The following is a 13,789-nucleotide window of genomic DNA, read 5'->3' as shown; positions in this document are numbered from 1 at the left end:
TCGACCGGTTCCCCGACCGGCCACCCGGAAATCCCCGTTCCGGGCCCGCGGAGATCAGGCTCCCCGAGACGGAAGGGCAGGCATTGGCTCACCACCGCTCCCCCGGCGGCGAACGACCCTTTCCCGGTTATCCGGAGGTGTCCCCCGACGACTCCTCCAGCAATCGGGATCGGAGCCGGGGTGCATCAGCAGCATCGGCCTGGCGCGGCCGCGTCGTCGTCGCAGCAGTAGCGGCGGGCGCATTCGCAGCAGCCGGTCAGTCGCTGGCAGCAGGCGAGGGAAACGCCTCCCCCGACAGCGATGACTTCAACGCCTCCGACGCCGCGGGTTCGTACAACACCGCGATGTCCGGGGACACCACCTCCTACAAGGGCATGGGCGGCAGCGCCCCGGCGCCCGCCATGCTCCCGGTCGCCAAGAGCTCCGACGTCAGCTCCGAGATGGAGAAGCTGACCAAGAGCGAGCGGATCACCGAGGCCCGCGAAGCGGCTCAGCGCGCGGCCGAAGAAGTCGCCAAGCAGCCGAAGTTCCACGTTCCGGCGCTGGGCAACTTCACCTCCGGCTTCGGTGGCCGCTGGGGCACCACCCACTACGGCATCGACATCGCCAACGCCAAGGGCACGCCGATCATGGCGGTCGCCGACGGCGTGGTCATCGAAGCCGGTCCGGCCAGCGGTTTCGGCATGTGGGTCCGGGTCCAGCACGAGGACGGCACCATCACCGTCTACGGCCACGTCAACACCATCACCGCTGACGAGGGCGACAAGGTCAAGGCGGGCGACCAGATCGCGACCATGGGCAACCGCGGCTTCTCCACCGGCACCCACCTGCACTTCGAGGTGTGGAACGCCGGCGGCAAGAAGATCAACCCGCTGCCGTGGATGCGCGAGCGCGGCATCTCGCCGACCTGATCCCCGACTCTTCGCACTGGGTTCGGCGACCATCCCGTGGTCGCCGAACCCATTTCTTTACGCGTCGTTAGCGCACTTCCGGCGCCGGCTCGCAGTAGCGTGGCGCCCGTGGCCGAACAGATCCGCTTGACCGGAGCGCAGCAGACGCTCCTCGGTCCGCTCCACGCACGCGCCCTCGACAGCCGCCGCACCGATCCGGTGCTGGGCGACGACGCCGCCGCTCAGCTGGCGTCGCGCATCGACTTCGACTTCTCCGGCCTCCGGCTCGATTCCGGCGACATGATGGCAGTGGTGCTGCGCGCCAAGGAGATCGACGACCGGGCCGGGGAGTTCCTCGCCGAGCACCCGGACGCGGTCGTGCTGCACCTGGCGTGCGGTCTGGACTCCCGGGCGTTCCGGCTCGACCTGCCCGCCGAGGCGCGGTGGTTCGACGTGGACATGCCCGACGTCGTCGAGCTGCGCGACCGGCTCTACCCGCGAGTTCCGGACAACCACCGCACGATCGCGTCCTCGGTGACCGAAACCGGTTGGCTGGACGACATCCCGACCGGTCGGCCGACGCTGGTCATCGCCGAGGGGCTGACCCCCTACCTGTCGGAGGCGGACGGGATCGCGTTGCTGCGCAGGCTCGTCGAGCGCTTCGGCTACGGCGAGATGCTCTTCGACGTGGTCGCGCCGTGGACCGTGCGGGCCGCGCAGTTCTCGGGTTTCCTCCGCACCACCGGAGCGAGCTTCCACTGGGGAGTCGGTGACCCGCACGATCTGGAGATCAAGGTCCCGGGCCTGCACCTGCGCGGGTCGGTCCCGGTCACCACGCTGCCCGGGGTGGCGAAGGTCGCACCGCGTGACCGCTTCATCGCCCGCGCAATGAACGCCGTGCCGCCGGTGCGCGACGCGATGCGGGTGGTGCGCTTCGGTTTCGAGCGCGAGAGCCGCATCCCGGTCGAGCTGACCGGACCGGCGGCGACCATGCTCGCCACGCTTCACCTGCGCGCCCTGGACAACCGGTCAGCGGAGCCGCTGCTGCACGACCGGTGGGCCGACGACGCCGTGCGAAGGCTCGACTACGACTTCACCAAGCTGGGAATGCGCGCGAACAACGCGATCTCGGTGGCCGTCCGCGCCAAGGCCCTCGACGACCGGGTGCGCGCCGCGCTGCGCCCGGGGATGAGCGTGCTGCACCTGGGCTGCGGGCTGGACAGCCGCTTCGAGCGGGTGAACCCGCCGGCGGACGTCGAGTGGTACGACGTCGACCAACCCGAGGTCATCGCACTGCGCGAGCAGCTGTTCCCGTCGTCGAGCAACCGGCACACCACCGGCCGCTCCGTCACGGATCCGGACCTGCTGACCGGAATCCCCTCCGACCGGCCCGTTCTCGTGGTCGCCGAGGGCCTGACGATGTACCTGACCGAGCCGGACGGCCTGTCGCTGCTGCGCCGGATCGTCGCGCACTTCCCCAGCGGCGAGCTGCTGTTCGACGCGTTCAACACGCCGAGCATCCACCTCAACAACGTCGCCAACCCCGCGGTGACGCGCTCGGGCTCGCGCCTGCACTGGGGCATCGACGACCCGAACGGGCTGGGAATCCCCGGCCTCCAGCTGGTCTCGGAGATCTCGTTCCTGGACGCGCCGGAACTGGCGAGGTACCCGCTGCCCGCCAGGCTCGCCTTCCGCGCAGTGGCCAAGGTCCCCACCTTCAACCGACTCGGCCGCCTCCTGCACTACCGCTTCTGACGGGCTCGTGAGCTGCTGCCCGCCGCATCCGCTGGCACTCGACGTTGCCGACGTGCTGCGGCGGGACGACAACTCTGCGGGAGAGTGCTCGCGATGACACAACACCTCACCGACCTCGCCGAGGACCTCGACGCCACCGACCCGCTCGCGCACGTCCGGGAGCGCTTCCTGCTGCCGGAGGGCGTGATCTACCTCGACGGGAACTCCCTCGGCCCGCTGCCCGCCGCGGTGCCGCCGGTGCTGGAGGACGTGGTGCACCGCCAGTGGGGCACCGACCTGATCCGCTCCTGGAACACCCACGACTGGTGGCAGGCCCCGCTGCGGGTCGGCGACTCCATCGGCGCGCTGATCGGTGCCGCGCCGGGGCGGACGATCGCCGGTGATTCCACCAGCGTGCAGCTGTTCACCGCGCTCAGCGCCGCGGCGGAGCTGCGCCCGGACCGCCCGCTGCTGGTCACCGACCCGGAGCACTTCCCCACCGACCGCTACCTGGCCGACTCGGTCGCCCGAGCGCACGGGCGGCAGGTCCGCCGGGTGGCTCCCGCGGACCTGCCGGAGTTCCTCGACGAGCACGGTGACCAGGTGGCGGTGATCAGCTACTCACCCGTCGACTTCCGCAGCGGCGAACTGCACGACATGGCCGCGCTGACGCGGGCCGCCCACCGGGTGGGCGCGCTGGCGCTGTGGGACCTGTGCCACGCGGCCGGGGCGATGCCGGTGCACCTCGACGACCTCGGGGTGGACTTCGCGGTCGGCTGCGGCTACAAGTTCCTCTCCGGCGGGCCCGGCGCCCCGGCCTTCCTGTACGCCGCCGAGCGGCACCACGATTCCTGGCGCACACCGCTGAACGGCTGGACCGGCCACGCCGAGCCCTTCGGCCTGCAGACCGACTACGTTCCCGCGCCCGGCATCGCCCGCGCCCGCATCGGCACGCCGCCGATCCTGTCGCTGCTGGCCCTGGAGGCGGCGCTGACCGCGTTCGACGGCGTCGACCTCGCGCAGGTCCGCGCGAAGAGCCTGTCGCTGACCGGGTTCTTCCTCCGCTGCGCCGAGCAGCTGCTGGCCGCGGAGGGCTTCGAGCCGATCACCCCGGCGGAACCCGAGGCCCGCGCCAGCCAGGTGTCGCTGCGCCACCCGCACGCCTACGGCCTGATCCAGGCCCTCGCGGCGCACGGCGTCGTCGCCGACATGCGGCCGCCCGACATCCTCCGCTTCGGCGTCAACGCCCTCTACACCTCGCACCACGACGTCCTCGCCGCCGCCACCCGCCTCCAACGCACCACCGCCGCAGGCGATTACGACCCGGCGCCCCAGGAACCGGGCACCGTGACCTGATCCGGAGCGGGGCCCGGAACTCCGGTGAAGGTGTGGAGGAAGGGCTGCGGAACCGGATCCGCAGCACCTCCCGCAGCTGGTCAGAGCTTGGTGAGGGGGACGGTGCCGATGAGCATGAGCTTGACCGTGCCTGCCGTGCCGAAGTCGATGGTGGCCGTGGCTCGGGGGCCTTCGCCGTCGGTGGCGACCACCGTGCCGAGGCCGTACTTGTCGTGGGTGACCTTGTCGCCCGCTTCGAGCTTGAGCGCGACCGTGTCCTTCCAGCCCTTCATGCTGGTGCTGCGCATGCCGCGCTCGGCAAGGCCCGCCTGAGCCGAGTCGCCGCCGGTGCGGTCGAAACCGCCTCCTCGGCTGCCCCAGGTGCTGCGGACCTGCGGGGCCGCGCGCTCGGGCTCGATGCGGCGCCAGTGCATCAGCTCCTCGGGGATCTCGGTGAGGAACCGCGAGGCCGGGTTCGTCATCGGCTGCCCCCACGCCGAGCGCATCATGGCGCGCGACAGGTAGAGCCGCTGGCGAGCCCGGGTGATGCCGACGTAGGCCAGTCGCCGCTCCTCGGCGAGCTCGGTCGGATCGCCCAGGGCCCGGTTGTGCGGGAAGACGCCGTCCTCCCAGCCGCTGGAGAACACCACCGGGAACTCCAGGCCCTTGGCGGTGTGCAGGGTCATCAGGGTGACCAGGCCGTCGCCGGTCTCCGGCAGCGAGTCGGCGTCGGCGACCAGCGAGACCCGCTCCAGGAACGCCGCCAGCGAATCGTCGGCCAGCGGGTCTTCGAGGACGTCGTCCGCGTCGTCCTCCGCCGCAGGCGTCACACCGGACACCACGGCCTCCGCCGACGGCGAGACCTCGGCGTCGACCGGCAGCGGAGCTCCCGCGCGGGCCTCGGTGAACTCGCGGGCGACGGTGATCAGCTCGGTCAGGTTCTCCAGCCGCGTCGCGTCCTGCGGATCATCGCTGGCCTCCAGCTCACCCCGGTACCCGGTGCGCTCCAGAAGCGTGTCGAGGGTTTCGGCGACGTCGTGGTCCGCGGCGACCTTGTGCAGCTCGTCGAGCAGCTCGACGAAGCCGGAGATCGCGTTGCGGGCGCGGGTGTTGAGCAGCGGGACCTCACCGGCGGCGGCCCGGCGCAGGGCGGCGCCGAAGGAGATCCGCTCCTGCTCGGCGTGCACCGCGACCACGGCCTCCGCGCGATCGCCGATGCCGCGCTTGGGCACGTTGAGGATGCGGCGCAGGCTCACCGTGTCGTCCGGGTTGTCCAGGACCCGCAGGTAGGCGAGGGCGTCGCGGACCTCGCGGCGCTCGTAGAAGCGGACACCGCCGACGACCCGGTACGGCAGGCCGAGGCGGATGAACACCTCCTCGAACACGCGCGACTGGTTGTTGGTGCGGTAGAAGACCGCGATGTCGTTGAAGGTGGCGTCGCCCTGATCGACGAGCTTGTCGATCTCACCGGCGACGAAGGCGGCCTCGTCGTGCTCGTTGTCGGCGACGTAACCGACGATCGGCTCACCGTCTCCCGCGTCGCTCCACAGCCGCTTGTCGCGACGGTTCGGGTTGCGCCGGATCACGGCGTTGGCGGCCGACAGGATCGTCTGCGTGGACCGGTAGTTCTGCTCCAGCAGGATGCTGCGGGCCTGCGGGTAGTCGCGCTCGAACTCCTCGATGTTGCGGATCGTGGCGCCGCGGAACGCGTAGATCGACTGGTCGGCGTCACCGACCACGCACAGCTCGGCCGGTTCCACGCCGCTCTCGGTGGGACCGGTGCCGACCAGCTCCCTGACCAGCGCGTACTGCGCGTGGTTGGTGTCCTGGTACTCGTCGACGAGCACGTGGCGGAAGCGGCGGCGGTAGTACTCGGCGACCGCCGGGTGCTGCTGCAGCAGCTCGACCGTGCGCATGATCAGATCGTCGAAGTCCATCGCGTTGGAGTCGACGAGCCTGCGCTGGTAGGCGGCGTAGACCTGGGCGACCTTGCGCTCCACGTCGTTGCCCGCCTGCTGCGCCGCGTCCTCCGGCGTGATCAGCTCGTTCTTCAGGTTCGAGATGTTGATCGACAGCGTCCGCGCCGGGTAGCGCTTGGAGTCCAGGTCCTGCTCGCGGGCGATCATGGTGATCAGCCGCTTGGAGTCGTCGGAGTCGTAGATCGAGAAGTTCGACGACATGCCGAGCGTCTTGGCCTCGCGCCGCAGCACCCGCACGCACATCGAGTGGAACGTCGACACCCACATCACGTTGGCCCGGCGGCCGACCAGGTCGGCGACACGCTCCTTCATCTCGGCCGCGGCCTTGTTGGTGAAGGTGATGGCCATGATCTGGCCGGGGTGCGCACCGCTGGCCAGCAGGTGGGCGATGCGGTTGGTCAGCACCCGGGTCTTGCCCGATCCGGCGCCGGCCACCACCAGCAGCGGCGAGCCGGTGTGCGTCACGGCGTCGCGCTGCTGCGGGTTGAGCCCAGCCAGCAGCGCCTCCGGGTCCGGGCCCGACCGGGCCTGAGGTGCGGAGGGCTGCGCGGGCCGGGACTCGTCGCCCTGCCATTCGAGATCGAGAGGGGTGCTCATCGTCGAACCACGTTACCGAACCCCTCGGACAGAACCCGAATCTCCCGATCGCGCAACACGATCAAGACCTCCACTCCTCGCCCGGGTGAATGCGTCCAGTTGGTGGGACGCGGTGACCAGGCAGTGGATCGGGGGTCGGGGTTGTGGCAGACTGGTGGTGTGCGAACGCAGCAGTACGAGTTTTTCTACGGGCCCGGGACTCCGGCGCCCGTAGCTGCGTGAGCTCGAAAACCACTACGACGCCCCGGGGTCCTCGGACTCGGGGCGTTTCGCGTTCCGGGACGGGAACGGGGCCGGAGCCGGAGGATTACGTCCGATGAACGCCACTGTGGACGGTGACCAACCGCAGTCCGAGAAGCCCTCGACTGAACGGGCTGCAGAGGCCATCAGCAACTTCCGCGAAGAGATCGACTACCTCGACGCCGAGATCCTGCGCCTGATCAAGCGCCGGGCCGAGATCTCCCAGCAGGTCGGGCAGGCCCGCATGGCCGCGGGCGGCCCGCGCATCGTCTACAACCGCGAGATGGACGTGCTCGCCCGCTACCGCGAGCTCGGCCCGGAGGGTCGCGAGATCGCCATGATCCTGCTCCGCCTCGGCCGAGGTCGGCTGGGCCACTCCTGACGTGCGCCGCGGGCGCCTCCGGCCTGGTCGAAGGCGCCCGCGGTCCCGTCACACCGCGTGGTCTGCGGCGAGGTCGCGCTCCCGGGTCTCCGGTGCGCGGAACACCGCGACCAGGGTGACCACCGAGCACAGCGCCACGTAGATCGAGATCGGCAGCGAGGAGTCGAACGCGGCCAGCAGCGCGGTCGCGATGATCGGCGCCAGCGAACCCGCCACGATCGACGCCAGCTGGTAGCCGATCGAAGCGCCCGAGTAGCGCACCCTGGTGCCGAACAGCTCCGCGAAGAACGCCGCCTGCGGCCCGTACATCGCGCCGTGGAACACCAGGCCGATGGTGGTCGCCAAGGTGATCACCCAGAACGACTTGGTGTCGAGCATCGTGAAGAAGAAGAACGCCCACACGCCCGTGCCGACCGTGCCCAGCAGGTAGATCGGTCTTCTGCCGAACCGGTCCGACAGCGCGCCCCAGATCGGGATGCTGATGAAGTGCAGCACCGAGGCGATCAGCGCCGCGTTGAGCGCGACCCCGCGCGGCAGGTCCAGGAACGTGGCCACGTAGGTGAGCACGAACGAGGTCAGCACGTAGTAGACGACGTTCTCGGCGAACCGGGCGCCCATCGCCGTGAGCACCTCGCTGCGGTAGCGGCGCAGCACCTCCAGGATCGGCGGCTTCTGCTCGGCGCCGCTCTCCGCCGCCTTGCGCTGGGCCTCCAGGAACACCGGCGACTCGGAGACCGCCAGCCGCACCCACAGGCCGATCAGCACCAGCACGCCGGAGAGCAGGAACGCGATCCGCCAGCCCCAGGCCAGGAACGCCTCGTCGGACTGCACCGCCGCCAGCACCGCCAGCACGGCGGTGCCGAAGACGTTGCCCAGCGGCACCCCGGCCTGCGGCCACGACGCCCAGAAACCGCGGCGCTCGCTGGATCCGTGCTCGGAGACGATGAGCACCGCACCGCCCCACTCGCCGCCGATCGCGAAGCCCTGGATCAACCGCAGCGCGGTGAGCAGCAGCGGAGCCAGCACGCCCACCGACTGGTAGGTGGGCAGCAGGCCGATCGCGAACGTCGCGGCACCCATCATCACCAGGCTGAGGACCAGCAGCTTCTTCCGGCCGATCCGGTCGCCGTAGTGGCCGAAGACCAGGCCGCCCAGCGGCCGGGCGACGAAGCCGACCGCGTAGGTGATGAACGCGAGCAGGGTGCCCATCAGCGGATCGCCTGCCGGGAAGAACAGCTGGTTGAACACCAGCGCGGCGGCCGATCCGTAGAGGAAGAAGTCGTACCACTCGACGGTGGTGCCGACGAGGCTCGCCACCACCACGCGGGTGGTCGACGATCTGCTGGGAGCGGATTCGGTGGTCATGGCTGCGTCCTCCTTGACGTGCCGGTGTTCACCTCGGGACTTGCCTGATCAGTTCGCCGTCCAGCCTCCGTCCATGGACAGCGACGCTCCGGTGATCGACGTGGTGCCCGGCCCGCACAGCCAGGCCGCAAACTCGGCGACCTCGTCGGGTTCGACCAGCCGCTTCACCGGGGTCCGGGCCAGCAGCACGTCCTCGGTGACCTGGGCCTCGGGCACCCGGTGCAGTCGGGCCTGCTCGGCGACCTGGCGCTCCAGCAGCGGTGTGCGCACGAATCCCGGGCACAGGCAGTTGGAGGTGACGCCGTGCGGCGCCCCCTCCAGCGCGATCGTCTTGGACAGGCCCTCGACGGCGTGCTTGGCGGTGACGTAGGCGCTCTTGAAGGGCGAGGCGCGCAGCCCGTGCACCGACGAGATGTTGATGACCCGGCCCCAGCCTCGCTGGTACATGCCCGGCAGCGCGGACCGCACGATGCGGAACGGCGACTCGACCATCACGCGCAGGATCGCGGCGAAGACCTCCGGCGGGAACTCCTGCAGCGGCGCGACGTGCTGGAACCCGGCGTTGTTCACCACGACGTCGGCGCCCTCGCCGAGGTCGTCGGCGTCGTCGGGCTCGCCGAGATCGACCACCCGGGCCGTCGCGCCCAGCTCGTCGGCGAGCGCGGTGACGGCATCGGCGGCCTTGTCGGCGGCGATCACCTCGGCTCCCGCCGCGACGAATCGCCTGGTCAGAGCGGCTCCGATGCCGCTCGCGGCCCCGGTGACCAGGACCCGCTTGCCGTCCAGATCGAGACCCGTTCGCTCGCTCATAGCGACAGAACCTAGGCGTGACGACGGTCTCGAACCAGACTTGATCCACAACCTTTTCGAACCGATCGGCAAATCAGGGGGATCCCCCATATCGGACAGGGCTCGTCAAGGAGCAGACTGGTGGCATGGGCATGGTTATCGGTCTGGTCGCACTCCTGGTGACGCTCGCCGCGGTGATCGCGGCAGCGGGGCACGCCGGCTATCTGGCGATGCTGACCTCTGCTGCGAAGAAGCGTCCGGGCGGGCAGCCGGCTGCTGACTTCGCCAAGAAGCGCTACCCGATCGCCGGCGTCGGCCTCGGTGTGACGCTGCTGGCGCTGCTGATCAGCAACGGCGACTCCGTGGGCGCGGACGTCTTCGCGACCCTGCTCGGTCTCGGCGGTGGCGTCGGTTCGCTCAAGGCGCTCCAGAGCACGCAGTCCCGCTTCCGCAAGGGCGATTTCTGACAACTCGCTCGGCGGTGCGGGTAGGAAACCTGGCTCGCCGTCCGGCTCCGGGAGCCGGTTCTTCTGCACGCTCGAACGGATTCCGGCTGCGCCGCTCGCGCAATCGTGCGGCTCGGGGGCGCCTCCGCATCCTCGGTCCGTCTTTCGGCGACGTTCGTTCGAGTGGTCGCGCGGTGATATCACCCTTTCGGTGCATCAAGAGCGCCGTTCGGAGTACCGATAACACCGACGCGAAGCTCGCCGTGAACCACTTGCGGGTTGCAGAAAGTCGAGACCTCCGATGCACAGCGGCAAAACCATCGGCTGGAGCGGCCGACTCGATTGGCCGCCGCCGGCACCGACACCCACACCGTCCGCGGCGCAGAACCCCGCCCCGGGCCGGCACCGCAGGACCGCCACCGGCGCTGCGTGGGCGCAGATCCCACCGCAGCGGACCGGGCCCGAGGAGTCCTCGTCCTGCGTGGTGATCGATCCGCTGACCGACACCGCACCCGTGGGCGGGCTGCACAAGTTCGACCTCGGCATGGTGCCCGCCTCGGTCACCCCGCCTCCGAGCTGGCGCCGCGCGGCGTGGTTCGCGATCGCCTCATCGGTGGCCGCGCTGGGCGGCCTGGTGTTCGCCACGACGCTGGTGTCCCAGCACACGCCCCGCATCGAGGGCCTGGAACTGCCGAGCATGCCGCGCGGCGGCGCGTACCCGCCGCTGCCCCGCGATCCCTACTTCCTGACCGGTGACCCGACGCGACCGTCGGTCGCGAGCAGCACCGCCACACCGCCTCGCAGTCCGAACCAGCTGGTCGCGGGGGTGCTGCCGACCGGAACGCCCGAGCAGGCCGCGCCCGGCGAGCACGCCGGTGACGAGCCCGGCGGCGACGACGAGGAACCCGGCACGCCCGGCGTCGGATCGCCCGGCAACGGAACACCTCCCGGCACGAGCAGGCCGCCCACCACCGAGGCACCGCAGCTGCTGCAGCTGACCGACACCGAGGGGATGCAGCGCACCAGCGAGCAGTACTACGGCGCGATCTCCAGCGGGGACCTGCCCGGCGCGTACGCGATGACCACCGGCGCGCTGCGCGCCGAGGGCTACGAGTCCTTCGCGGCCCGCTACTCCTACGCGACGCGGATCGAGGTCCTGCAGGTCTACGTGACGCCCACGAGCACCGCGCACGCCCTGCGGCTGACCTTGCCGGACGGCTCGGAGCGCGAGGAGCGCCGCGTGCTGCGCTACGAGATGGCCGAGAGCCCGATGGTCTCGTCGGACGAGCGGATCTCCTGACCACGGAACGTGATTCACTGGGCCGTTCGTGATCTTCGGGGCCATCCCTTCCGGTGATCTATCTGAAAAGCCTTCCCATTCGAGCGGAAGGCGAGTACCTCTTCACGCCGTGGAGCACGCCAGAGAGCGCACGACCTTCGACGACACCGTCACGGTCGCCGAGCTGATCCGGCGCGGCCCGCAGACCCCCGAGCAGGTCGGCCTGGCCGACGAGCTCGCCGGCTCCGACGCCGCGCCCACCCGCAGTCCGCAGGGCGGGCTGGTCGTGCTCACCGCGCTCGGCGTGCTGCTGCTGTTCTCGGCCGCCGGGGCCGCCGCGCTGATCATGGCCAAGCCCGCGCAGGCCCCGCGTCCCCCCCACTCCGCCGCCGCGATCAGCGGAGTCCCCGCGCTGCGCCCCGATCTGGTGCTCGAAGCGACCTGGCCCTTCGAGGGCAACGGCGGCTTCGCCGCTGCCGCGGAGAGCGGCGGCAACGCCTCCTCCGCCGAACCGGACGACGCCCACCTGGCCAACCCCGCGGCGGGCAGCGCGAGCACCACCCTGGGCCTCGTCAAGGACTTCTACGGTCGCGCGCAGGACTCCCCGGACCGGATCGGTGAGCTGCTCGCACCCGAGCTCGGGCAGGCGACCGAGCTCACCCGGGCCTGGAGCGCGGTCGACGCGGTGCGGCTCATCGAGCTGCGGATGGAGCCGGACGGTTCGGTGCACGCCCAGGTGGAGGCGGTCTACCCGGGCGGCCGCGGGGTGCTGCTGGACCAGCACCTGCACGTCTCGCCGGGCCCGCTGCCGCGCATCGTCTCCGCCGAGTTGCGCAGCGCACGGCAGCTCCAGCCGGGCTGAGCTGCACAACAATGCGGCAACGACCCGCACCCATGCCGACCGGCTCCCATCGGGAACGCCACCGCCGGTACCGTGACGTGAGCCGGTAGGTGCCGAGGGTCACGAACCCGGAGCGCCCGACGGCCCGGAGCCCGATCACCAGCGAAAACGCCTGTGAGAAAGGCCCGGATCACCGTGGCCTCCGGCGCGGTCGGCGTAACGTCGAAACCGGTCCTACCGATCTTTTCGACTTCGGACCTACGCCCACACGGCGTCGGCTAGGCTGCCGTATCGCGGTTCGGTAGCAACCCGAGTCGTGCTTTGAACGTGTACTTGTGGGGGGCCAAAGCCGGTCCGCCTAATCCGCCGGTGTTCGGTGGGGCAACGTCCGGGATCCCCGGGGTGCGGCCGCCGCTGGGCATCGATAGCAGTACGGGGAGACGTCGGTGAGCGACGAAGGTCGCCTGGTCGCCGGACGCTACCGGGTGCAGCGACGCATCGGCAGTGGCGCGATGGGCGTGGTGTGGGAGTGTGTTGACGAGCGCCTGCACCGCACCGTTGCGGTCAAGCAGTTGCTGTTGCAGCCCGGTCTTGATCCGGGAGAAGCCGAGGAAGCGCGGCAACGGGCAATGCGAGAGGGCCGGATCGCGGCCCGGCTCCAGCACTCGAACGCGATCTCGGTGTACGACGTGGCCGAGGACGAGGGACAACCGGTCCTCGTCATGGAGTACCTGCCGTCGACGAGCCTGGCAGCGATGATGTCCGATCACGGTCCGCTGCCGCCGCGCGAGGTCGCGCGGATCGGTGCGGAGGTCGCATCGGCTCTCGGTGCCGCGCACGCGGCCGGTGTGGTGCACCGCGACATCAAGCCGGGCAACATCCTGCTCGGCGACAACGGCCAGGTGAAGATCACCGACTTCGGCATCTCGCGGGCCCAGGGCGACGTGCAGGTCACCAAGACCGGCATGCTCGCCGGGACGCCCGCCTACCTGTCGCCGGACGTGGCGATGGGCCAGGAGCCGACCCCGGCCTCGGACGTGTTCTCCCTCGGAGCCACGCTCTACGCCGCCATCGAGGGCCACCCGCCGTTCGGTCTCAACGAGAACACGCTGGCGCTGCTGCACGCGGTGGCCGCGGGCAAGATCGAGCCGCCGCAGCAGGCCGGTCCGATGGCCCAGCCGCTGATGGCGATGATGGCCGCGCGCGTGCAGGACCGGCCGGACATGGCGCAGTCCCGCGAGATGCTGCAGGCCGTGGCCGACGGCGGTTCGGTGAACTCCATCCCCACGATGGCCGCGCCGATCCCGCCCGCGCTGGTACCGGAGGCCCCGGACAACGCGACGAGCGTGATGGGCTCGGGCGCCGCAGCGGGCACCACGGTCGCCTACTACGAGGACGACCCGTACTCCGAGCGGCCGTACGAGGACGCCACGTCCTACATGGGCGCCGACACGCGTGCCGACTCGGCCGCCTACGAGGAGCCCCGGCGCAGCAAGCGCCCGGTGATCATCTCGGCGATCGCGCTGGTCGCGGTCGCGGTGATCGCGGTGCTGGTCACCTCGGCGCTGCGCGGCCCGGAACCGGCGCCGCAGCCGCCCGCCAACCAGCCGACGGAGGCCCCGCAGGTCCCCGTCCCGCCGCCGGAGACCACCAGCGAGCAGGAGACGACCACCAAGCAGACCCGCACCTCCACGCGGGAGACGCAGAGCTCGTCCGAGGAGGCCCCCACCTCCGCCGAGGAGCCGACGTCCACCGGCAGCGAGCCGACGTCGACCGGCAGCGAACCGACCTCGCAGCGGCCGACCCGGACCAGCACCAGCCCGAGCGGCAGCGTCACCACGCAGTGAGGTAGACCCGATCAAGGTCAACGTCCCGCGGCCGGAGTGCTCATCGACAGGTGAGCGCCCCGGCC

General features: G+C 70.8%; 11 protein-coding genes. 8 read left to right on the top strand and 3 right to left on the bottom strand.

Features of this window, described 5'->3' with window-relative positions:
• Nucleotides 1-263 precede the first annotated feature (263 nt).
• The 3 genes from AB0J91_RS11850 (at nucleotide 264) to kynU (ending at nucleotide 3,980) form a co-directional block, all read left to right on the top strand.
• Nucleotides 264-911: a M23 family metallopeptidase gene (locus AB0J91_RS11850; protein ID WP_363867331.1), complete on the top strand. Its 648-nt coding sequence runs from the start codon at nucleotides 264-266 to the stop codon at nucleotides 909-911.
• 108 nt (nucleotides 912-1,019) lie between these two features.
• The gene (locus tag AB0J91_RS11845; RefSeq protein WP_363867013.1) at nucleotides 1,020-2,645 is read left to right on the top strand and encodes a class I SAM-dependent methyltransferase; all 1,626 of its coding nucleotides are present in this window, start codon (nucleotides 1,020-1,022) and stop codon (nucleotides 2,643-2,645) included.
• 93 nt (nucleotides 2,646-2,738) lie between these two features.
• Nucleotides 2,739-3,980 carry a kynureninase gene (gene kynU / locus AB0J91_RS11840; RefSeq protein ID WP_363867009.1) on the top strand — a complete coding sequence of 414 codons (1,242 nt, stop codon included), beginning with the start codon at nucleotides 2,739-2,741 and terminating at the stop codon, nucleotides 3,978-3,980.
• Nucleotides 3,981-4,060: 80 nt separating this feature from the next.
• Here kynU and AB0J91_RS11835 read toward each other — a convergent pair whose 3' ends face one another.
• Entirely contained in the window at nucleotides 4,061-6,535 is a 2,475-nt protein-coding gene (locus AB0J91_RS11835) for a UvrD-helicase domain-containing protein (RefSeq protein ID WP_363867006.1), read from the bottom strand.
• Between the two features lie 316 nt (nucleotides 6,536-6,851).
• Between AB0J91_RS11835 and AB0J91_RS11830 the strand changes: the two genes are divergently transcribed.
• Nucleotides 6,852-7,157: a chorismate mutase gene (locus tag AB0J91_RS11830; RefSeq protein ID WP_363790358.1), complete on the top strand. Its 306-nt coding sequence runs from the start codon at nucleotides 6,852-6,854 to the stop codon at nucleotides 7,155-7,157.
• A gap of 48 nt (nucleotides 7,158-7,205) precedes the next feature.
• Here the strand turns inward: AB0J91_RS11830 and AB0J91_RS11825 are convergent, their stop codons facing one another.
• Both AB0J91_RS11825 and AB0J91_RS11820 read right to left on the bottom strand, forming a co-directional pair.
• Nucleotides 7,206-8,522, bottom strand: a complete 1,317-nt coding sequence (locus AB0J91_RS11825) for an MFS transporter (RefSeq protein ID WP_363867003.1) — start codon at nucleotides 8,520-8,522, stop codon at nucleotides 7,206-7,208.
• Nucleotides 8,523-8,570: 48 nt separating this feature from the next.
• Nucleotides 8,571-9,332, bottom strand: coding sequence for a 3-hydroxybutyrate dehydrogenase (locus tag AB0J91_RS11820; RefSeq protein ID WP_363867000.1), 762 nt, complete (start codon nucleotides 9,330-9,332; stop codon nucleotides 8,571-8,573).
• Between the two features lie 131 nt (nucleotides 9,333-9,463).
• Between AB0J91_RS11820 and AB0J91_RS11815 the strand changes: the two genes are divergently transcribed.
• From AB0J91_RS11815 to AB0J91_RS11800, 4 genes are all read left to right on the top strand, one after another.
• Nucleotides 9,464-9,778: a hypothetical protein gene (locus AB0J91_RS11815; RefSeq protein WP_363867328.1), complete on the top strand. Its 315-nt coding sequence runs from the start codon at nucleotides 9,464-9,466 to the stop codon at nucleotides 9,776-9,778.
• 280 nt (nucleotides 9,779-10,058) lie between these two features.
• Nucleotides 10,059-11,057, top strand: a complete 999-nt coding sequence (locus tag AB0J91_RS11810) for a hypothetical protein (protein WP_363866997.1) — start codon at nucleotides 10,059-10,061, stop codon at nucleotides 11,055-11,057.
• Between the two features lie 109 nt (nucleotides 11,058-11,166).
• Nucleotides 11,167-11,898, top strand: a complete 732-nt coding sequence (locus AB0J91_RS11805; protein WP_363866993.1) for a hypothetical protein — start codon at nucleotides 11,167-11,169, stop codon at nucleotides 11,896-11,898.
• A gap of 425 nt (nucleotides 11,899-12,323) precedes the next feature.
• On the top strand, nucleotides 12,324-13,724 hold the full coding sequence (locus AB0J91_RS11800) for a serine/threonine-protein kinase (protein WP_363790369.1): 1,401 nt from the start codon (nucleotides 12,324-12,326) through the stop codon (nucleotides 13,722-13,724).
• The last annotated feature ends 65 nt before the right edge of the window (nucleotides 13,725-13,789 follow it).

Source organism: Saccharopolyspora sp. NPDC049357, from assembly GCF_040677225.1.
Classification (GTDB): domain Bacteria; phylum Actinomycetota; class Actinomycetes; order Mycobacteriales; family Pseudonocardiaceae; genus Saccharopolyspora.
This window is presented reverse-complemented; position numbering and strand designations above follow the sequence as displayed.

What these genes read in the sequence shown, in the direction of transcription:
- kynU (WP_363867009.1), top strand. Translation starts at nt 2,739, where the DNA reads ATGACACAACACCTCACCGACCTCGCCGAGGACCTCGACGCCACCGAC.
- AB0J91_RS11835 (WP_363867006.1), bottom strand. Translation starts at nt 6,535, where the DNA reads ATGAGCACCCCTCTCGATCTCGAATGGCAGGGCGACGAGTCCCGGCCC.
- AB0J91_RS11830 (WP_363790358.1), top strand. Translation starts at nt 6,852, where the DNA reads ATGAACGCCACTGTGGACGGTGACCAACCGCAGTCCGAGAAGCCCTCG.
- AB0J91_RS11825 (WP_363867003.1), bottom strand. Translation starts at nt 8,522, where the DNA reads ATGACCACCGAATCCGCTCCCAGCAGATCGTCGACCACCCGCGTGGTG.
- AB0J91_RS11820 (WP_363867000.1), bottom strand. Translation starts at nt 9,332, where the DNA reads ATGAGCGAGCGAACGGGTCTCGATCTGGACGGCAAGCGGGTCCTGGTC.
- AB0J91_RS11815 (WP_363867328.1), top strand. Translation starts at nt 9,464, where the DNA reads ATGGTTATCGGTCTGGTCGCACTCCTGGTGACGCTCGCCGCGGTGATC.
- AB0J91_RS11810 (WP_363866997.1), top strand. Translation starts at nt 10,059, where the DNA reads ATGCACAGCGGCAAAACCATCGGCTGGAGCGGCCGACTCGATTGGCCG.